We start from the raw sequence: 15,848 nt of genomic DNA on the forward strand, positions 1-15,848 counted from the left end.
CGTCGGTCCCGTGCTCGACGGCCGCGCCCCTGTCGCGCCGCTGGTTGTGGTTGGTCGGCGCGATCGCGCTGGCGCTGACGTTCGCCCAATCGCCGGGGCGGATCTCGCCCGACACGAAGCTCGACCTGACCGCCAACCCGCTGCGCTTCCTGGCGCGCGCGACCAACCTGTGGAACAGCGAGCTGCCGTTCGGGCAGGCGCAGAATCAGGCCTACGGATACCTGTTCCCGCACGGCACCTTTTTCCTGATCGGTCACGCGCTGGGCGTGCCCGGCTGGATCACCCAACGGCTGTGGTGGGCGGTGCTGCTCACCGTCGGCTTCTGGGGCCTGCTGCGGGTCGCCGAGGCGCTGCGGATCGGCAGCCCGGCGTCGCGGGTGATCGCCGCGGCCGCGTTCGCGCTGTCGCCGCGAGTGCTGACCACGCTCGGCTCGATCTCGTCGGAAACCTTGCCGATGATGCTGGCGCCCTGGGTATTGCTGCCCACGATCCTGGCGTTGCGGGCGTCGACGGATCGATCCGTGCGCGCGCTGGCCGCGCGGGCGGGCCTGGCCGTCGCGCTGATGGGCGCGGTCAACGCCATCGCGACCCTGGCCGGCTGCCTACCCGCGGTGATCTGGTGGGCATGCCACCGACCGAACCGGCGGTGGTGGCGTTACACCGGGTGGTGGCTGCTGGCGCTGCTGCTGGCCACGCTGTGGTGGCTGGTCGCGCTGGTGATGCTGCGCGCCATCAGCCCGCCGTTCCTGGACTTCATCGAATCCTCCGGCGTGACAACGCAATGGTCGTCGCTGACCGAGATGCTGCGCGGGACCGACAGCTGGACCCCGTACGTGGCGCCGAACGCCACCGCGGGCGCCCCGCTGGTCACCGGGTCGGCGGCCATCCTGGGCACCTGCCTGGTCGCCGCGGCCGGGCTGGCGGGGCTGGCCTCGGCCGCCATGCCGGCGCGCGGCCGCCTGGTCACGATGCTGTTGGTCGGGGTGGTGTTGATGGCCGTCGGCTACAGCGGCGGGCTGGGCTCGCCGGTGGCGCACGCGGTGCAGGCGTTCCTGGACGCCGGCGGCGCCCCGTTGCGCAACGTGCACAAGCTGGGGTCGGTGATCGGCATCCCGGTGGCGTTGGGCATCGCCCAGCTGCTGGGGCGGATACCGTTGCCCGGCAGCGCCCCGGCGCCGGTGTGGCTGCGCGCGTTCGCCCACCCGGAGCGGGACAAACGCGTGGCGGCCGCGATGGTGGTCCTCACGGCGCTGATGGTCAGCACGTCGCTGGCGTGGACGGGCCGGCTGGCGCCGCCGGGGACGTTCACCGCCATCCCGCCGTATTGGCATGAGACGGCCGACTGGCTCACCGAGCACGACACGGGCTCGCCCACGCCGGGGCGGGTGCTCGTCGTCCCGGGGGCGCCGTTCGCCACTCAGGTGTGGGGCACCAGCCACGACGAGCCGCTGCAGGTGCTGGGCAGCAGCCCGTGGGGGGTGCGGGATTCGATCCCGCTAACCCCGCCGCAGACCATCCGGGCGCTGGATTCGGTGCAGCGCCTCTTCGCCGCCGGCCGACCCTCGGCCGGGTTGGCCGATACCCTTGTGCGGCAAGGAATTTCCTATCTCGTGGTGCGCAACGACCTGGATCCCGACACGTCACGCTCGGCGCGGCCGATCCTGGTGCACCGCGCGGTGGACGGATCGCCGGGGCTGCGGAAGGTGGCGCAGTTCGGCGCCCCGGTGGGCCCGGGCACGCTGGCCGGCTTCGTCGCGGACAGCGGGCTGCGGCCGCGCTACCCGGCGGTCGAGATCTACCGGGTCACCGGCGGCGGTGAGGTCGCCGACCCCGCCACGCCCTACCTCGTCGACGCCGACCGGCTGGCGCGCATCGACGGCGGCCCCGAAGTCCTGCTGCGCCTTGACGAACGGCGACGGCTGCTGGGCCAGCCGCCCCTGGGTCCGGCCCTGATGACCGCCGACGCGCGCGCCGCCGGGCTGCCGCCGCCGCCGGGAGCGGGCGTGACCGTCACCGACACACCGGTGGCCCGGGAGACGGATTACGGTCGGGTGGACCACCATTCGTCGGCGATCCGCGCCCCCGGCGACGCGCGGCACACCTACAACCGGGTGCCGGACTATCCCGTCCCCGGCGCCGAGCCGGTGGCCGGCGCCTGGACGGGCGGGCGGATCACGGTGTCGAGCTCGTCGTCGGATTCCACCGCGATGCCCGACGTCGCCCCGGCGACCTCCCCGGGCGCCGCGATCGACGGTGACTCAGCGACCGCCTGGGTGTCGAACTCGCTGCAGGCCGCCGTCGGCCAGTGGATGCGGATCGATTTCGACCACCCCGTGACCAACGCGGCAATCACGTTGACTCCCAGCGCAACCGCCGTCGGCGCCCAGGTGCGCCGCATCCTGATCGAAACCGCCACCGGCAGCACGACGCTGCGGTTCGACGAGCCGGGCAAGCCGCTCGCCGCGGCGCTCCCGTACGGCGAGACCCCGTGGGTGCGGATCACCGCCGCCGGCACCGATGATGGATCCGCCGGCGTGCAGTTCGGCATCACCGACCTGACGATCACCCAGTACGACGCCTCCGGTTTCGCCCACCAGGTCGACCTGCGGCACACCGTGCGCGTGCCCGGACCGCCGCCCGGCGCGCCGATCACCGGCTGGGACCTGGGCTCGGAACTGCTCGGCAGACCGGGCTGCGCCCCCGCGCCCGACACCGTGCGGTGCGCGCCGTCGATGTCACTGACCCCGGAGGAGCCGGTCAACTTCAGCCGGACGCTGACCGTGCCGGCGCCGCTGTCGGTGAGCCCGACGGTCTGGGTGCGGCCCCGGCAAGGCCCCAAGCTGGCCGCCCTGATCGCCGAGCCCAATACCACCGTGGCCCATGGTGATTCGGATGCAGTGGACGTTCTTGGCTCGGCCTACGCGGCCACCGACGGCGACCCGGCCACCGCCTGGACGGCGCCGCAGCGGGTGGTGCAGCACAAGAGCCCGCCGACCCTGACGCTGACCCTCCCCCGGCCCACCGAGGTCACCGGGCTGCGCCTGGTCCCCAGCCGGGCGGCCCTGCCCGTGCGTCCGACGATGGTGGCCGTCAACCTGGGGGACGGCCCACAGGTGGCGGCGATCAAGGCCGACGGCGACGCGGCGCAGACGCTCACGCTGAAACCCCGGGTGACCGACACCGTGACCGTGAGCCTGCTGGACTGGGACGACGTCATCGACCGCAACGCGTTGGGCTTCGACCAGCTCAAGCCGCCCGGGCTGGCCGAGGTGGCCGCGCTCGGCGCCGACGGGAAGGCGATCGCGCCGGCCGACGCCGCCCGCAACCGCGGCCGGGAGGTCACCGTCGGGTGCGATCAGGGCCCGGTCATCGCGGTCGCGGGCCGATTCGTGCACACCGCGATCCACACCACCGTCGGGGCGATACTGGACGATCGACCGCTGGCGGCGGTGCCGTGCGACCGCGACCCGATCGCGCTGCCCGCCGGTGACCAGGAGCTGCTGATCAGCCCGGGCGCACAGTTCGTGGTCGACGGGGCCGAACTGTCGACCTCAGTGGGCACCGAAACCGCACGGGCCGAACGCCTTTCGTCGTGGCGGGCGTGGGGCCCGGACCGCCGTGAGGTCCAGGCTCCCCCGTCGGCCACCCCCCGGATCCTGGTCATCCCGGAAAGCATCAACCCCGGCTGGGTGGCGCGCACCGGCACCGGGGCCCGGCTGACGCCGATCGCCGTCAACGGCTGGCAGCAGGGCTGGGTGGTCCCCGCCGGCGACCCCGGCACCATCACGCTGACGTTCGCCTCCAACCCGCTCTACCGCGCGGGCCTGGCCGTGGGGCTGGGCGTATTACCGCTGCTGGCGCTGCTGGCATTCTGGCGCACCCGAAGAAGCGACGCGGCCGCCCCCGCGCAACCATGGCGGCCCGGGGCATGGGCGGCCGCCCCGGCCATAGTCGCAGCGGCGCTGATCGCCGGCGCCGGCGGCGTCGCGGCGATGGGTGCCGCCCTCGGGCTGAGGTACACGCTGGACGGCCGGCGCTGGGAGCGCCTCGCGCTGGTGGGCAGCGCCGGCGGGCTGATTGTGGCCGGGGCGGCGCTGTCGCGGCAGCCCTGGCGCTCGGCGGACGGTTACGCGGGCCATGCAGCGAATATCCAACTGCTGGCGCTGGTTTCGCTCGCGGTGCTGACCGCCTCGGTGATCGTGCTGCCCAACCGGCGGCGCGGGCCGGGCGACGAATAGTGCCGAATAGTTTTGGCGGGTAGTGGCTATCCCGTTTATCGGCTGATTGACTGGATATGCGGGTCGGTGCAACAGCCACCGATCGAGGAGTGAGCGCCATGAGCTGGTTTTCCGCGCCCGAATACTGGGTGGGCAGACTGGTCCTCGAGCGCGGCGCCGCGGGGATCTATCTGCTGGCGTTCGTCGCCGCCGCCGCGCAATTCCGCGCCCTCATCGGCGAACACGGCATGCTGCCCATTCCGCGGTTTGTGGCGGCGCAGTCGTTTTGGCGCACGCCGAGCATCTTTCACCTGCGCTATTCCGATCGGCTGTTCGCCGCGGTCGCCTGGTTCGGCGCGGCGCTGTCGGCGGCCGTCGTCGTCGGGGCGGCCGATGCGGTGCCGCTGGGGGCCGCGATGGCGATGTGGTTCGTGCTGTGGGTGCTCTATCTGTCGATCGTCAACGTCGGGCAGACCTGGTACTCGTTCGGGTGGGAGTCGTTGCTCCTCGAGACCGGGTTCCTGATGATCTTTCTCGGCAACCACGACGTGGCGCCCCCGGTGCTCACGTTGTGGATGGCCCGATTGCTGTTGTTCCGGGTCGAATTCGGTGCGGGGCTGATCAAGTTGCGCGGCGATCCCTGCTGGCGCGACCTGACATGTCTGTACTACCACCATGAGACGCAGCCGATGCCGGGCCCGCTGAGCTGGTTCTTTCACCATCTACCCAAGCCGCTGCACCGAATCGAGGTGGCGGGCAACCATTTCGCGCAGCTGATCGTGCCGTTCGGGTTGTTCGCGCCACAACCGTTCGCCAGCATGGCCGCGGCGATCATCGTGATCACCCAGCTGTGGCTGGTCGCGTCGGGGAATTTCGCCTGGCTCAATTGGGTGACGATTCTGTTGGCGTGCAGCGCCATCGACGACGCGTCGGTCGCGTTGCTGCTGCCCGGGAACCTTGTTCCGGCGCACGACGGCCTCGGGGCGCCCGCATGGTTTGTCGGCCTGGTGGCCGCGGTGACGGCGGCGGTGCTGTTCATGAGTTACTGGCCGATACGCAACATGTTGTCGTCACGTCAGCGAATGAACATGTCGTTCAACTCATTCCACTTGGTGAACACCTACGGCGCCTTCGGCAGCATCGGACGGATCCGCCGCGAGGTGGTGATCGAGGGCACCGACGACGCGCACCTCACCGACCAGACGGTCTGGCGCGAATACGAATTCAAAGGCAAGCCAGGCGGAGTGCGCCGGCTGCCACGACAGTGGGCTCCCTATCACCTCCGACTGGACTGGCTGATGTGGTTCGCCGCGATCTCCCCGGGCTACGCGCAGCCCTGGCTGCGGCCGTTCCTACAGCGGCTGCTGCGCAACGACCGGCCGACCCTGCGCCTGTTGCGCCACAACCCGTTCCCCGATGCGCCGCCGCACTATGTGCGCGCCCAGCTCTACCAGTACCGCTTCACCACGCCGGCCGAGTTGCGGCGCGACCGGGCATGGTGGCATCGCGCGCTGGTGGGTGGCTACGCACCGCCGATGACGCTGTCGACGTCGACCACCACCAAGTGATGGCCAGTTGGCCAGGACGCTACGCACCAATGCTTGAAACCGCCGTCTAGGCGCCGTTCCGTTCACCGCAATTCAAACCCTTTTCAGCCCAACCGATCTGCCATAGCCTCGCCTTCCACAGCGCCGCAGTCTTGCCGGCGCGAAATCGCACGCGCAAAAGCGCGCGGCCCGACCACCGGTGCCGCACCGAACTGCTGAGCCAAGCTCGGTGTCCGAATCTGAGGAGCTCAATGTCGACACGACGCCGTACCGCGCTACTGCTGGCTGCCATCGCTGTGCTGCTGCCGGCGTGCGTCACCCGCCAGCAGGCCGCCGGCCCCAGCGCGGAGCCCGACCGGGTTCCGCTGTCACAGCTGGCCGGCCTGACGCTCAGGGTCGGCGATCAAAAGAGCGTCGGCACCGAAGCCATGCTGCGGGCCGCCGGCGAGCTTCAGGATCTTCCTTACCGGATTGACTTCTCCACCTTCTCATCCGGACCGCCGATGATCGAGGCTGCCACCGCCGGCAAGATCGATTTCGCAATCACCGGTGACACCCCACCAATTTTCGGCGCGGTCGCCAACGCCCGCATCAAGGTGGTGTCCGCATTCGACGGCGGGGGCCCCGGCGATCAGATTCTGGTACACGCCGATTCCCCCATTCACTTGGTCACCGACCTGCGCGGCAAAACCATCGCCCTGGCCAAGGGCAGTTCGGCGCACGCCAACGTGCTTGATCAGCTGGACCAGACCGGCCTCAAACCCACGGATGTCCACCTCGTGTTCCTGCAACCGGCCGACGCCCTGTCGGGATTTCGCAATGGCCAGGTCGACGCCTGGGCCGTGTGGGATCCCTACACCGCGCAGGCCGAGCAGCAACTCTCGGTGCGGGGCCTGGTCGTACGCAAGCACAAATACTCGTTCGGGATCGCCTCCGACCACACGCTGGTCGACGCCAAACGGAACACCGCCCTGGCCGATCTGCTGGCGCGATACGCCAGAGCCGCGGCCTGGGCGCGCGAGCACCCGCCGGAGTGGGCCGCTCAGTACGCCGAGTCGGCCGGTATCGACCCCGCCGTGGCCGCCGTCGCGCAGGGGCGCACCCTGCGGCGCCCGATCCCGCTCGACGACACCGTGGTTGACGCCGAGCAGCGCCTCACCGATCTATTGGCGGCGGCGGGCCAGATTCGGTCCGCACCGCGATTCGGCAACTGGGTGGATCATCGCTTCACCACCACCGCCGAAACTCGCTGACTCCCCTGAGATAGGACTTCTGACCACGAAGTCGGACCGCCTCGTGCGGTAGGCCGATGTGTTGATGGTCGCACGGGTGCACGCCGACTCGGCCGGCTCCGGCACCGGAGGCCCTGGAGCGAAACACCATTCGCGGTCATCGCCGCGCTAGTGATTGACCCCGCGACGCCGTGTTGCCAGTGTTCTTGGGACAAGGGTGCACGGATGACTACGCCCGGGCCGGGTCCGCGAATTTTGGATGGCGAGATTTTTATTGGGAAAACCGCGCGGCCGGCGCATGTTTGCTTCGTGTTGATCGTATTTTCACTCCGGGACGTGTATGAATTCGCCCGAGGTAGGCGGGGCTATCGGCGCCTTGCCTACCGAACTGCGGCGTTGCGGGCCTTGCCCATTCGAACGCGGCGATGACGCGGCATCAGCCTGAGTTGCCACAAGTCTCGTCGGGTTTTGCTGGCTAGTCTTCTGAGCACCCGAGCACTCAAGCATCTGGCATCCCCTGGTGGGTGTTGGCCGAAGTTGCTCAATGTTGTTGAAGATCAACCTTATCGGCACGGAAGTCGCGGTGCGTGCGGTGATCGCAGCCGGAGGCGGAGGAACCACATGGAATTCGGAGCGTTACCGCCGGAGATCAACTCCGGGAGGATCTACTCAGGTCCGGGGGCGGCGCCCTTGTTGGCCGCGGCGGTCGGTTGGGACGGATTGGCGACCGAATTGCGCGCCACGGCAGCGTCTTACGGGGCCGCTGTCGCGGAGCTGAGATCCGGATGGCATGGTCCCTCGTCGACGTCGATGGCTGCCGCGGCCGCACCGTACATTGCGTGGCTGAGCAGCAGCGCTGCGCAAGCCGAGCAGTCGGCAATTCAGGCGAAGGCGGCGGCGGGCGCGTATGAGGCCGCGTTCGCGGCCACCGTGCCGCCGCCGGTGATCGCGGCCAACCGGGCGTTGTTGGCGGCACTGGTGGCGACCAATGTTTTGGGTCAGAACACGCCGGCGATCGCGACCACGGAGGCGCATTACACCGAGATGTGGGCCCAGGACGCGGTCGCGATGTATGGCTACGCCGGGTCCTCGGCGGCAGCGACGCAACTGGCCCCGTTCACCGCGCCACCGACGACCGCCGACAGCGCTGGGGAGACGAACCAGGCCGCCGCGGTCGCCTCCGCCTCCCAGTCATCGGCGTCCTCCAGCACGGAAAGCGCGCTGTCCCAGGCGCTCTCGCAGACCCCGGCCGCGGCACAAACAGCGGCGGCGACGACCTCGCCCGGGATCTCGCTCGGTCTTGGGGAAGCCACCGGGGGCCTGAAGAGTTTCAACAGCTTCCTCAGCACCCTTACCGGGCCCTACTCGCCGCTGGGGGTCGCAGACGCGGGGAAGGGTTTTTATCAGCTTGCGCTCAACACCAAGGCGATGGGCGGTAACGTCCAAAGTGTCGACCCCACACTGCATCCCAAGGGGATGCACGGCGTGCTGACGCCGCTGCTGCACAGCGACCTGTTGACCGGGTCGACCTCGTTGCAGGCGCCCAGTGCGGGAACGGTGTCGGCGGCGGTGGGCCGTGCCGGTGTCGTCGGTACGTTGTCGGTGCCGGCGAACTGGGCCTCGGCCGCGCCGGTGATCAGGACCCTGGCCGCCGAGTTGCCCGAGACGATGCTGGACGCCGCGCCCGCGATGACCACCGTGAACCCCGGCCAGGGTCTGTTCGGGCCCACGGCCCTGTCGAGCCTGGCCGGACGGGCCGTCGGTGGCACCGCCACCCGCGCGGTGTCCCGGCCCGTCCGCGTGCCCGGTGCCGTGGCCCTCGACGACATCGCGACCACCTCCACGGTCATCGTGATACCGCCGAACGCGAAATAAGGAAAGGCATAGCAATGGTTTTCGGTGATTTCGCAGCGCTGCCACCCGAGGTGATCTCCGCCCAGATCTACTCTGGTCCCGGCGCGGCGTCCATGCTGTCGGCCGCCGCCGCGTGGGAGGCGCTCGCCGCCGAATTGCACTCCACCGCATCGTCGTACGGCTCGGTGATCTCAGAACTCGTCAGCGAATCGTGGGAGGGGCCGTCATCAGCCACCATGGCGTCCGCCGCGGCACCGTACGTGGGCTGGATCTCGACCACGGCGGCCCAAGCGGAGCAGACCGCCGCCCAGGCCCAGGCCGCCGCCAGCGCCTACGAAGCCGCGCTGGCCGCCGCCGTCCCCCCAGCGTTTGTCGCGGCCAACCGCAGCCAACTGGCAACACTGCAGGCGACCAACATCTTTGGCCAAAACGGGGCGGCGATCGCGGCCACCGAAGCCGAGTACGGCCAGATGTGGTCCCAAGATGTCGCCGCGATGTTCAGTTATGCCGGTGCGTCAGAAGCCGCCGGGGAGCTGACCCCGTTCGAGCAAGCACCCGCTGTCACCAAAGACACCGGGCAGACGACCCAGGCGACCACCACGGCCGCCGCCGCCTCAAGCTCGTCGTCGTCGTGGTCGCAACAGCTGCAGGACTACATCAACTCGCTTACCACGGGATACACCCAATCGTGGCAGAAGCTGATCGAGGGAATGACCGGCAGTAAGGAAGTCGCGCCCCTGTGGGAGGCGCTGTTTTCCGGTGTCAAGGGAATCGGCGGCCAAGCCACCTGGACCAACGTCGTCGGCGCGAGTGGCGGACTCGGCATCTCGGAATGGAAGGGCGCCTTCGTCTATGCGCCATGGAGCGCCGGCATGCCCAAAGCATCGCTGGGCGCCGGTCTGGCATCCCCCGGCCATCTCGTCAGCGGCGTCCCGGTCAGACCCGCATCAGCGGTGCTGGGCAACGCGCCCACCGTGGGAAAGTTGTCGGTGCCCTCCAGTTGGGCCGCCGCCGCGCCAGCGATCAAGCTGGCCTCCACTGCGCTCCCGGGAACCAGCGCGGCCGCGGCCGCCGTGGCCGGTTTCCCCGGCGGGCTGGTCAACGAAGCCACCCTGGGCAGCCTGGCCGGCGGCGCGCTGGGCGGTCCCGCCTCCCGCGTCATGAACTCAACACACATCCAGACCCGCGCCATCGCCGGCCAGCGCCGGACAGAACCGGTCAAGCTCGACCGCATCATCGCGCAACTGCAAGAGATGCCCGACCAGGTGCAGCACTGGAACGTCGACGAAGCCGGCCTCGACGACCTCGTTGCCAAACTGCGAACGACACCGGGCGTGCACGCGGTGCACGTCAGCGACGAACCGGCGGCCGCGGCCGCACGGCCCTAATCCCGGTTGGGATAACCACGCCGAAGGAGGCTTTATGAAACTGCTGCTAGCGCTGATCGGGGTATCGATGGGCATCGTTGCCGCGGCGCCGGCTCACGCCACGCCGGGCGAGGACGAGGCGCCCACCGATGACAACAATGGATCCTTCCTGTCCGACCTCCACACCGTAGGGATCAGCTTCAAGGATCCGGGCCAAGCCGTAGCCGCTGGAAAGTCCGTGTGCGGCATGATTTCTCGCGGCGTGTCCGGACTCCAACTCCTCACCGACATCCGGGACAACAACCCCGCCCTGACCACCAGCGGCGCCGCCCAATTCGCGACGATATCGGCGAAGGCGTACTGCCCGAGCCAACTCGAAGGCGGCAAGGGCAAAGGGGGCTGAGCGCCGCCTGGCAGCTGCCCGCGACTACTTCTGGTACGACAGCGCCCCCGTGCCCGCGAGCTTGCCGCCCTCGACGATCAGGTACTCCGGACGGATCGGCGTGCCGGCGAACCAGCTTTCCAGGATCTCCCGGGTGCCGGCCGCGTAACGGGCCTGGGCCGACAGCGTGGTGCCCGAAACATGCGGCGTCATCGCGTTGTTCGGCATAGTCCGCCACGGATGGTCGGCCGGTGGGGGCTGCGGGTACCACACGTCGCCGGCGTAGCCACCGAGTTGCCCGCTGCGCAGCGCGTCGGCGATCGCTTCCGGGACCGTCTCCTCGGCGCGGGCGGTGTTGACGATGTAGGAGCCGCGCCGCATCGTCGAGATCAGCTTCTCGTCGAACATCCCACGGGTGTCCGCGTACAGGGGCGAGTGGACCGAGACCACGTCGACCGCCTGCACCAGTTCCTCCACGGTCGGATGAAACGTCACGTTCAGTTCCTTCTCGACCTCGGGGGACAGCCGGCGGGTGTCGGTGTAGTGCAGGTTGACGTCGAACGGCGCCAGTCGGCGCAGCACCGCGCGACCGATCCGTCCGGCGGCGATCACGCCCACGTCCATGCCCTCGAGGTCGTAGGCGCGCTCGACGCAATCGGCGATGTTCCAGCCGCCTTCGGTGGCCCACCGATGGGACGGGACGAAATTGCGTACCAGCGCGAGGATCTGCATCACCGCGTGCTCGGCGACGCTGATGCTGTTGCTGTAGGTCACCTCGGCCACGGTGATGCCGCGCTCCTTGGCCGCATCCAGATCCACGTGGTCCGAGCCGATGCCCGCGGTCAGGGCCAGCTTGAGCTTGGGCGCTTTGGCGATGCGCTCCTTGGTCAGGTAGGCGGGCCAAAACGGTTGCGAGATCACGATTTCGGCGTCGGGCAACGCGCGCTCGAACTCCGAGTCGGGTCCGTCCTTGTCCGACGTCACCACCAGTTCGTGCCCGGCGTCTTCGAAAAACTTGCGCAGCCCCAGGGCACCCGACACGCAGCCGAGCAGCTCACCGGGGGTGAAGTCGATCGTCGACGGGGTCGGCACCGTGCTGCCGTCGGGATACCCGTGAATCGTCGGGATGCTGTCCCGCGCGTAGGCCGGGGGGTATCCGTCGACGGGGTCGGGATAGAGCACCATCACACACTTGGCCACTGAATTCTCCTTTGACTGGCGATCAACCCAGTCTCACGGCGCGGCCGCTGGGCTGTCCAAGACGAGATTCCGACCGGCTGATAGGCCACGCCGATCAATGGAGGCGGCGGCTAGGACTGCTCGCTGAGGGTGGCGCCGATGCGGGCCTCGCGCGCGGTCCGTCGCAACGCCCGGGCCAGCAACGAGCCCGGCTCGGCCCGGTTGGTGACCAGCGCGATCAGCGCGGTGACCGAGGGCCGTCGCAGCCGCAGCACGCTCGCCCCGGCAGGGACCCCCAGGGTGTGGATCCACGGTTGCGGCACGATGCTCGCCCACCGCCCGGTGCGCACGTGCGCGAATAGCGCTGCCACGGAATCGGTTTCCAGCTGCGGTGTCACGTGCAGATCGTGGGTGGCCAACGCGTCGTCGATGACCCGCCGCCCGCGCATGCCCTGGACCAGCAGGCACAGCGGCAGCTGCACCGCGTCCGCCCACGCGATGGTGTCCGTCTCGCCGCCCAGCAACTCGGCGGCGGCGATGAGCACCGGCTGTTCGTGGTAGAGCGGGGTGACCAGCAGGTCGGCGGTGTCCTGTTGGTCCGGATAGAGGATGCCGGCGTCCAATTCGAACTTGCGGACGCGTTCGACGATGCCGGCCGAACGCAGATTGACCTCGAGTCGGACCCGCACCAGGGGATGCGCGGCGCAGAACGGATCCGTAAGCAACGCAACGGTGGTCGAGGCCGCCGGGACCACCCCGAGCCGCAGCTCTCCGGTCAGCCCGGCCTGCAGCGCGGTGACCTCCCGTTTGAGCGCGTCGCGGTCGGCGAGGATGCGCCGCGCCCACGGCACCAGGCGCTCGCCTTCGGGGGTGAGGCCCTCGAAGCGCTGCCCCCGCCGCACCAGCGGGACGTTGAGTTCGGATTCCAGCTTGCGGATGGCCTCCGACAGTGCGGGCTGCGACACGTAGCACGCCCGTGCGGCGCGCGCGAAGTGGCGCTCGGAGGCGAGCGCGACGAAGTACTCCAGCTGACGAAACAGCATGCGCCCATTCGACCACGCGAGCGGTTACTCGTCGCAGTCGCGGGGGAACCCTCGCAACGAACCACAAACGCAAGCCAAGGAGGCGCACGGTGGCGAAACAGTTCGAGGTCGGGGACCACGTCAGATGGAATTCGGAAGCCGGTCACGTCAGCGGCGTCATCGTCAAGAAGCACACCCGTGACACGGAGTACAAAGGCCACAAACGGCATTGCACGAAGGACGACCCGCAATACGAGATCAAAAGCGACAAAACCGACCACATCGCGATGCATAAGGGCGACGCCCTGGAGAAGACCGACTAGGACGGCCACCACACCATGAGCGACGGCGGCGAGATCTGGACCATCGGGCACTGGACGTGCCCGGTGCCGACCTTCCTGGAACCCCTGGATAGCGTCGGCATCACCCTGCTCGTCGACGTGCGCGCCCAGCCCGGCTCGCGGCGCAACCCTCAGTTCGGCAGCGCGGAGATGTCGCGCTGGCTCAACGAGGCCGGCATCGGCTACCGCCACCTTCCCGAGCTCGGGGGACGCCGCCGCCAACAAAGCGTCGATCCCACCATCAACGCGGGCTGGCAGAACGCGAGCTTCAAGAACTACGCCGACTACACCCTCACCGACGAATACCAGCGCGGCCTCGCCGAATTGATCGCCCTCGCCCGCTCCCACCGGGTGGCGATCATGTGCGGTGAGCCTGTGCCGTGGCGGTGCCATCGACAGTTGATCGCGAACAGCCTTGTCGCCCAGGGCTGGACGGTATGGCACCTCATCAGCGGATCCGCCCCGCGCGAGCACCGGCTCGGGCAGTGGGGCGCCACACCGGTCGTCGACGAGGGCAAGCGCGTGACCTATCCGGCGGAGGCCGGCAGCGCCCCAACGGCGGTCTGACGCAGCGGGTTTGGTGCGTCGTAGCGCCGTGAGCTAATCAGCGTCGGGTGCGACGACTACGCAGCAGCGGCCCGGGGTCGGCTGCAGCCGGGCATGCAGGCATTGCGGGGTCATCGCGTCGACCATCCCGTTGATCAGCGCGTGGTTCATGCCGCAGGCCAATTCGGTCTGTTCCTGAGCCAGCGCGTGGAAGGGACAGTTGACCAGGTACACGCCGTCGTCGCCCTGCCGCGGTTCGTAGCCATGCTCCTGCAACACCCGTGCCACCAGCCTGAGGGCCGCCCGCGCGTCGGACAGCGGCCGGCGCGCGGCACTGAGCGCGGTAGCGGCGATGCTGCGGCCGTAGTCGTGGGCGATGCGGTGCAACGCCTCTACCACGGGCGCGCCGTCTTGCTGGGATTGGACGATGGCGTGGGCCATCAGCCGCCCGGCCAACTCGTATTGGCGTTGCGGCAAACTGACCGCGATGTCGCGACGGACCCGCCGATACAGTTTCGAGGTGCGTCCCGCTCCCGGGCCGGACCGGCCCGTCAACCGGGCGTAATCGCATTCCAGTAGGCCCTCGGCGGTCAGCCGGTCCAGGTGAAACTTGGCCTGGTGCCGAGCGATTCCCACCTCTTCGGCAGCCTGGTCACGGCTCACCGGTCCCGGTTGCGAACACACGAACCGGTACAGCTCGTAGCGCACCGGGTCGGCGAGGGCGCCGATCCCGGCGGCGTCGCGTCGCAGTTGGTCCATCACGCCTACTTCTCGATCACAGAGCCTTGACGTTACCGCCATTGATTTCTAAAGTTTAGTTAATTATCCGTTAGCTTTCAGGAGCAGTCGTGATCACCTTCCCGAACGGCGCCGCCCTCAGTGAACGGTTCGACGATCAGGCTACGCGCGCGCATTGCCGACCGCGATGCGCTGGCGCCGGAGTAAAGCCGTCGGCGTCGTGAAGCACTTTGTGCTGCGTACCGCCGCGCGATCGGCCACCTGGACCATCGGATTGGCGTTGGCGGCCAAGATTGTTCCCCACGTTGCGTTGTCGGTGTCCGGCCTCATCGTCGCCGCGGTGTTTTTCTCGATCACGCAAACCACTTTGTCGCTGAAGATCTTGAAGTTGCCTTACGGCTACGCGTCACTCCTGCTGGGTTCCACCGGCCTGATCCTGACGCTTGTCGCGATGGGCCTTGCTTCCCTGTCGACGCACGGGCTCAGCATCTATGGCGCCGCGTCCTGGCTCGCCGCGACGGTCATGGTGTGGCTGGTGACGACGATCGGCGCGATTCTGCTCTTCGACGTCTACCTCCCGCGGTATCCAGCGCAAGCGCGGGTCATCCACCGCTACTAGGGAATTGACTCACGAAAGGGAGAAATGGGCGACACACACCACGACCCGACCGATCGGCACCGGACAGCGCAGCCGCGCGCCGGCCTCACCATGAAAGACAATTTCTTTTGGCCCGGGTTCATTCTCCTGGGCGTCGCCCTGTCCGGCATCATTGCCACCGTCGCGGTCGCCGCCTATCAACATTACGAGTGGCTCACCACGTTGGCGCTCATCGCGTTGCTTGCCACCGCGGCGGCGATCCTGTGGTTCGTCGTGGAACTTCGCCGGGTCACCCTTTTAGAACAGCAGCTCAGGCTACTCGGCGCTTCCGACCACCAGGCGGGGCCGTAGCCGCGACGCGCTGATACCGGCCCCGCGGGCGAGGTCGTCGATCAGCACATCGGCGAAGTCCGCCAGTCCACGGGCGTCGATGGCGTGCGGCGCCGGCCGTTGCTGCTGCGCGAGGTGGGCGGAGGCACGGCGAAGCAGCGTCATCGCACCCTTGAGGTTGCCCCGCTGGGCGTGGGTGAGCCCCACCGCGAGCTGCGTCAGGCCCTGCCACAGGGCCTGCTCGTCGGCCGGACCGTTCTTCCAGGCGGCCTCGAGCACCTCGTGCGCGTTGAAGGCGAGGCCTCGGTCCAGCAGATCCTGGGCATAGGCGAGCGTTTCGGCCGGCGTCAACGCCAGGTCGTCCGGAATGCGGGGAACGCCTTCGCTGCCCGGCGGCAGTGGCCGGCCCAACGCGTCGCGGGGTCGGGCGCTGCGCGGCCGGCCCGATTCGTCGCGATCACGCCCGGTCATCTCTCCATCATGACAAGCGACCCG

General features: G+C 68.9%; 14 protein-coding genes. 10 read left to right on the plus strand and 4 right to left on the minus strand.

Going from position 1 to position 15,848, the window contains the following annotated elements; translation table 11 throughout:
• The first annotated feature begins 29 nt into the window (after positions 1 to 29).
• The 6 genes from G6N26_RS15910 to G6N26_RS15935 all read left to right on the plus strand — a co-directional run bounded on the left by G6N26_RS15910 (position 30) and on the right by G6N26_RS15935 (position 10,620).
• Complete coding sequence (locus G6N26_RS15910) at positions 30 to 4,238, plus strand: alpha-(1->3)-arabinofuranosyltransferase (protein WP_083020394.1); 4,209 nt, start codon at positions 30 to 32, stop codon at positions 4,236 to 4,238.
• 98 nt (positions 4,239 to 4,336) lie between these two features.
• Positions 4,337 to 5,785 carry a lipase maturation factor family protein gene (locus tag G6N26_RS15915; RefSeq protein ID WP_083020393.1) on the plus strand — a complete coding sequence of 483 codons (1,449 nt, stop codon included), beginning with the start codon at positions 4,337 to 4,339 and terminating at the stop codon, positions 5,783 to 5,785.
• Positions 5,786 to 6,015: 230 nt separating this feature from the next.
• Positions 6,016 to 7,017, plus strand: coding sequence for an ABC transporter substrate-binding protein (locus tag G6N26_RS15920; protein ID WP_083020392.1), 1,002 nt, complete (start codon positions 6,016 to 6,018; stop codon positions 7,015 to 7,017).
• Positions 7,018 to 7,617: 600 nt separating this feature from the next.
• Entirely contained in the window at positions 7,618 to 8,871 is a 1,254-nt protein-coding gene (locus G6N26_RS15925) for a PPE family protein (RefSeq protein ID WP_083020391.1), read from the plus strand.
• Between the two features lie 14 nt (positions 8,872 to 8,885).
• A complete protein-coding gene (locus tag G6N26_RS15930) occupies positions 8,886 to 10,238 on the plus strand; it encodes a PPE family protein (RefSeq protein WP_083020390.1) in 1,353 nt (450 codons plus the stop codon).
• A 34-nt stretch (positions 10,239 to 10,272) separates the two neighbouring features.
• The gene (locus tag G6N26_RS15935) at positions 10,273 to 10,620 is read left to right on the plus strand and encodes a DUF732 domain-containing protein (RefSeq protein ID WP_067168359.1); all 348 of its coding nucleotides are present in this window, start codon (positions 10,273 to 10,275) and stop codon (positions 10,618 to 10,620) included.
• A 24-nt stretch (positions 10,621 to 10,644) separates the two neighbouring features.
• Here the strand turns inward: G6N26_RS15935 and G6N26_RS15940 are convergent, their stop codons facing one another.
• Both G6N26_RS15940 and G6N26_RS15945 read right to left on the minus strand, forming a co-directional pair.
• On the minus strand, positions 10,645 to 11,799 hold the full coding sequence (locus G6N26_RS15940) for an NAD-dependent formate dehydrogenase (RefSeq protein WP_067168360.1): 1,155 nt from the start codon (positions 11,797 to 11,799) through the stop codon (positions 10,645 to 10,647).
• A 110-nt stretch (positions 11,800 to 11,909) separates the two neighbouring features.
• The gene (locus G6N26_RS15945; RefSeq protein ID WP_083020389.1) at positions 11,910 to 12,821 is read right to left on the minus strand and encodes a LysR family transcriptional regulator; all 912 of its coding nucleotides are present in this window, start codon (positions 12,819 to 12,821) and stop codon (positions 11,910 to 11,912) included.
• 89 nt (positions 12,822 to 12,910) lie between these two features.
• Here G6N26_RS15945 and G6N26_RS15950 point away from each other — a divergent pair, with 89 nt between their 5' ends.
• Together G6N26_RS15950 and G6N26_RS15955 are read left to right on the plus strand one after the other, a co-directional pair.
• Complete coding sequence (locus G6N26_RS15950) at positions 12,911 to 13,123, plus strand: hypervirulence associated TUDOR domain-containing protein (protein ID WP_067168362.1); 213 nt, start codon at positions 12,911 to 12,913, stop codon at positions 13,121 to 13,123.
• Positions 13,124 to 13,138: 15 nt separating this feature from the next.
• The gene (locus tag G6N26_RS15955) at positions 13,139 to 13,708 is read left to right on the plus strand and encodes a DUF488 domain-containing protein (protein ID WP_067168363.1); all 570 of its coding nucleotides are present in this window, start codon (positions 13,139 to 13,141) and stop codon (positions 13,706 to 13,708) included.
• 33 nt (positions 13,709 to 13,741) lie between these two features.
• Here G6N26_RS15955 and G6N26_RS15960 read toward each other — a convergent pair whose 3' ends face one another.
• Positions 13,742 to 14,446, minus strand: a complete 705-nt coding sequence (locus tag G6N26_RS15960; protein ID WP_067168364.1) for a helix-turn-helix transcriptional regulator — start codon at positions 14,444 to 14,446, stop codon at positions 13,742 to 13,744.
• A gap of 199 nt (positions 14,447 to 14,645) precedes the next feature.
• Here G6N26_RS15960 and G6N26_RS15965 point away from each other — a divergent pair, with 199 nt between their 5' ends.
• Complete coding sequence (locus G6N26_RS15965; protein ID WP_067168411.1) at positions 14,646 to 15,044, plus strand: hypothetical protein; 399 nt, start codon at positions 14,646 to 14,648, stop codon at positions 15,042 to 15,044.
• A 24-nt stretch (positions 15,045 to 15,068) separates the two neighbouring features.
• Positions 15,069 to 15,374 (plus strand): UsfY protein, encoded by a 306-nt coding sequence (locus G6N26_RS15970; RefSeq protein ID WP_225323387.1) that lies wholly within the window; start codon positions 15,069 to 15,071, stop codon positions 15,372 to 15,374.
• Here G6N26_RS15970 and G6N26_RS15975 read toward each other — a convergent pair.
• A complete protein-coding gene (locus G6N26_RS15975; protein ID WP_067168365.1) occupies positions 15,339 to 15,824 on the minus strand; it encodes a DUF309 domain-containing protein in 486 nt (161 codons plus the stop codon). The two genes, G6N26_RS15970 and G6N26_RS15975, sit on opposite strands and share 36 nt — an antisense overlap.
• Positions 15,825 to 15,848: the final 24 nt, after the last annotated feature.

This window comes from Mycobacterium marseillense (assembly GCF_010731675.1).
Taxonomy (GTDB): domain Bacteria; phylum Actinomycetota; class Actinomycetes; order Mycobacteriales; family Mycobacteriaceae; genus Mycobacterium; species Mycobacterium marseillense.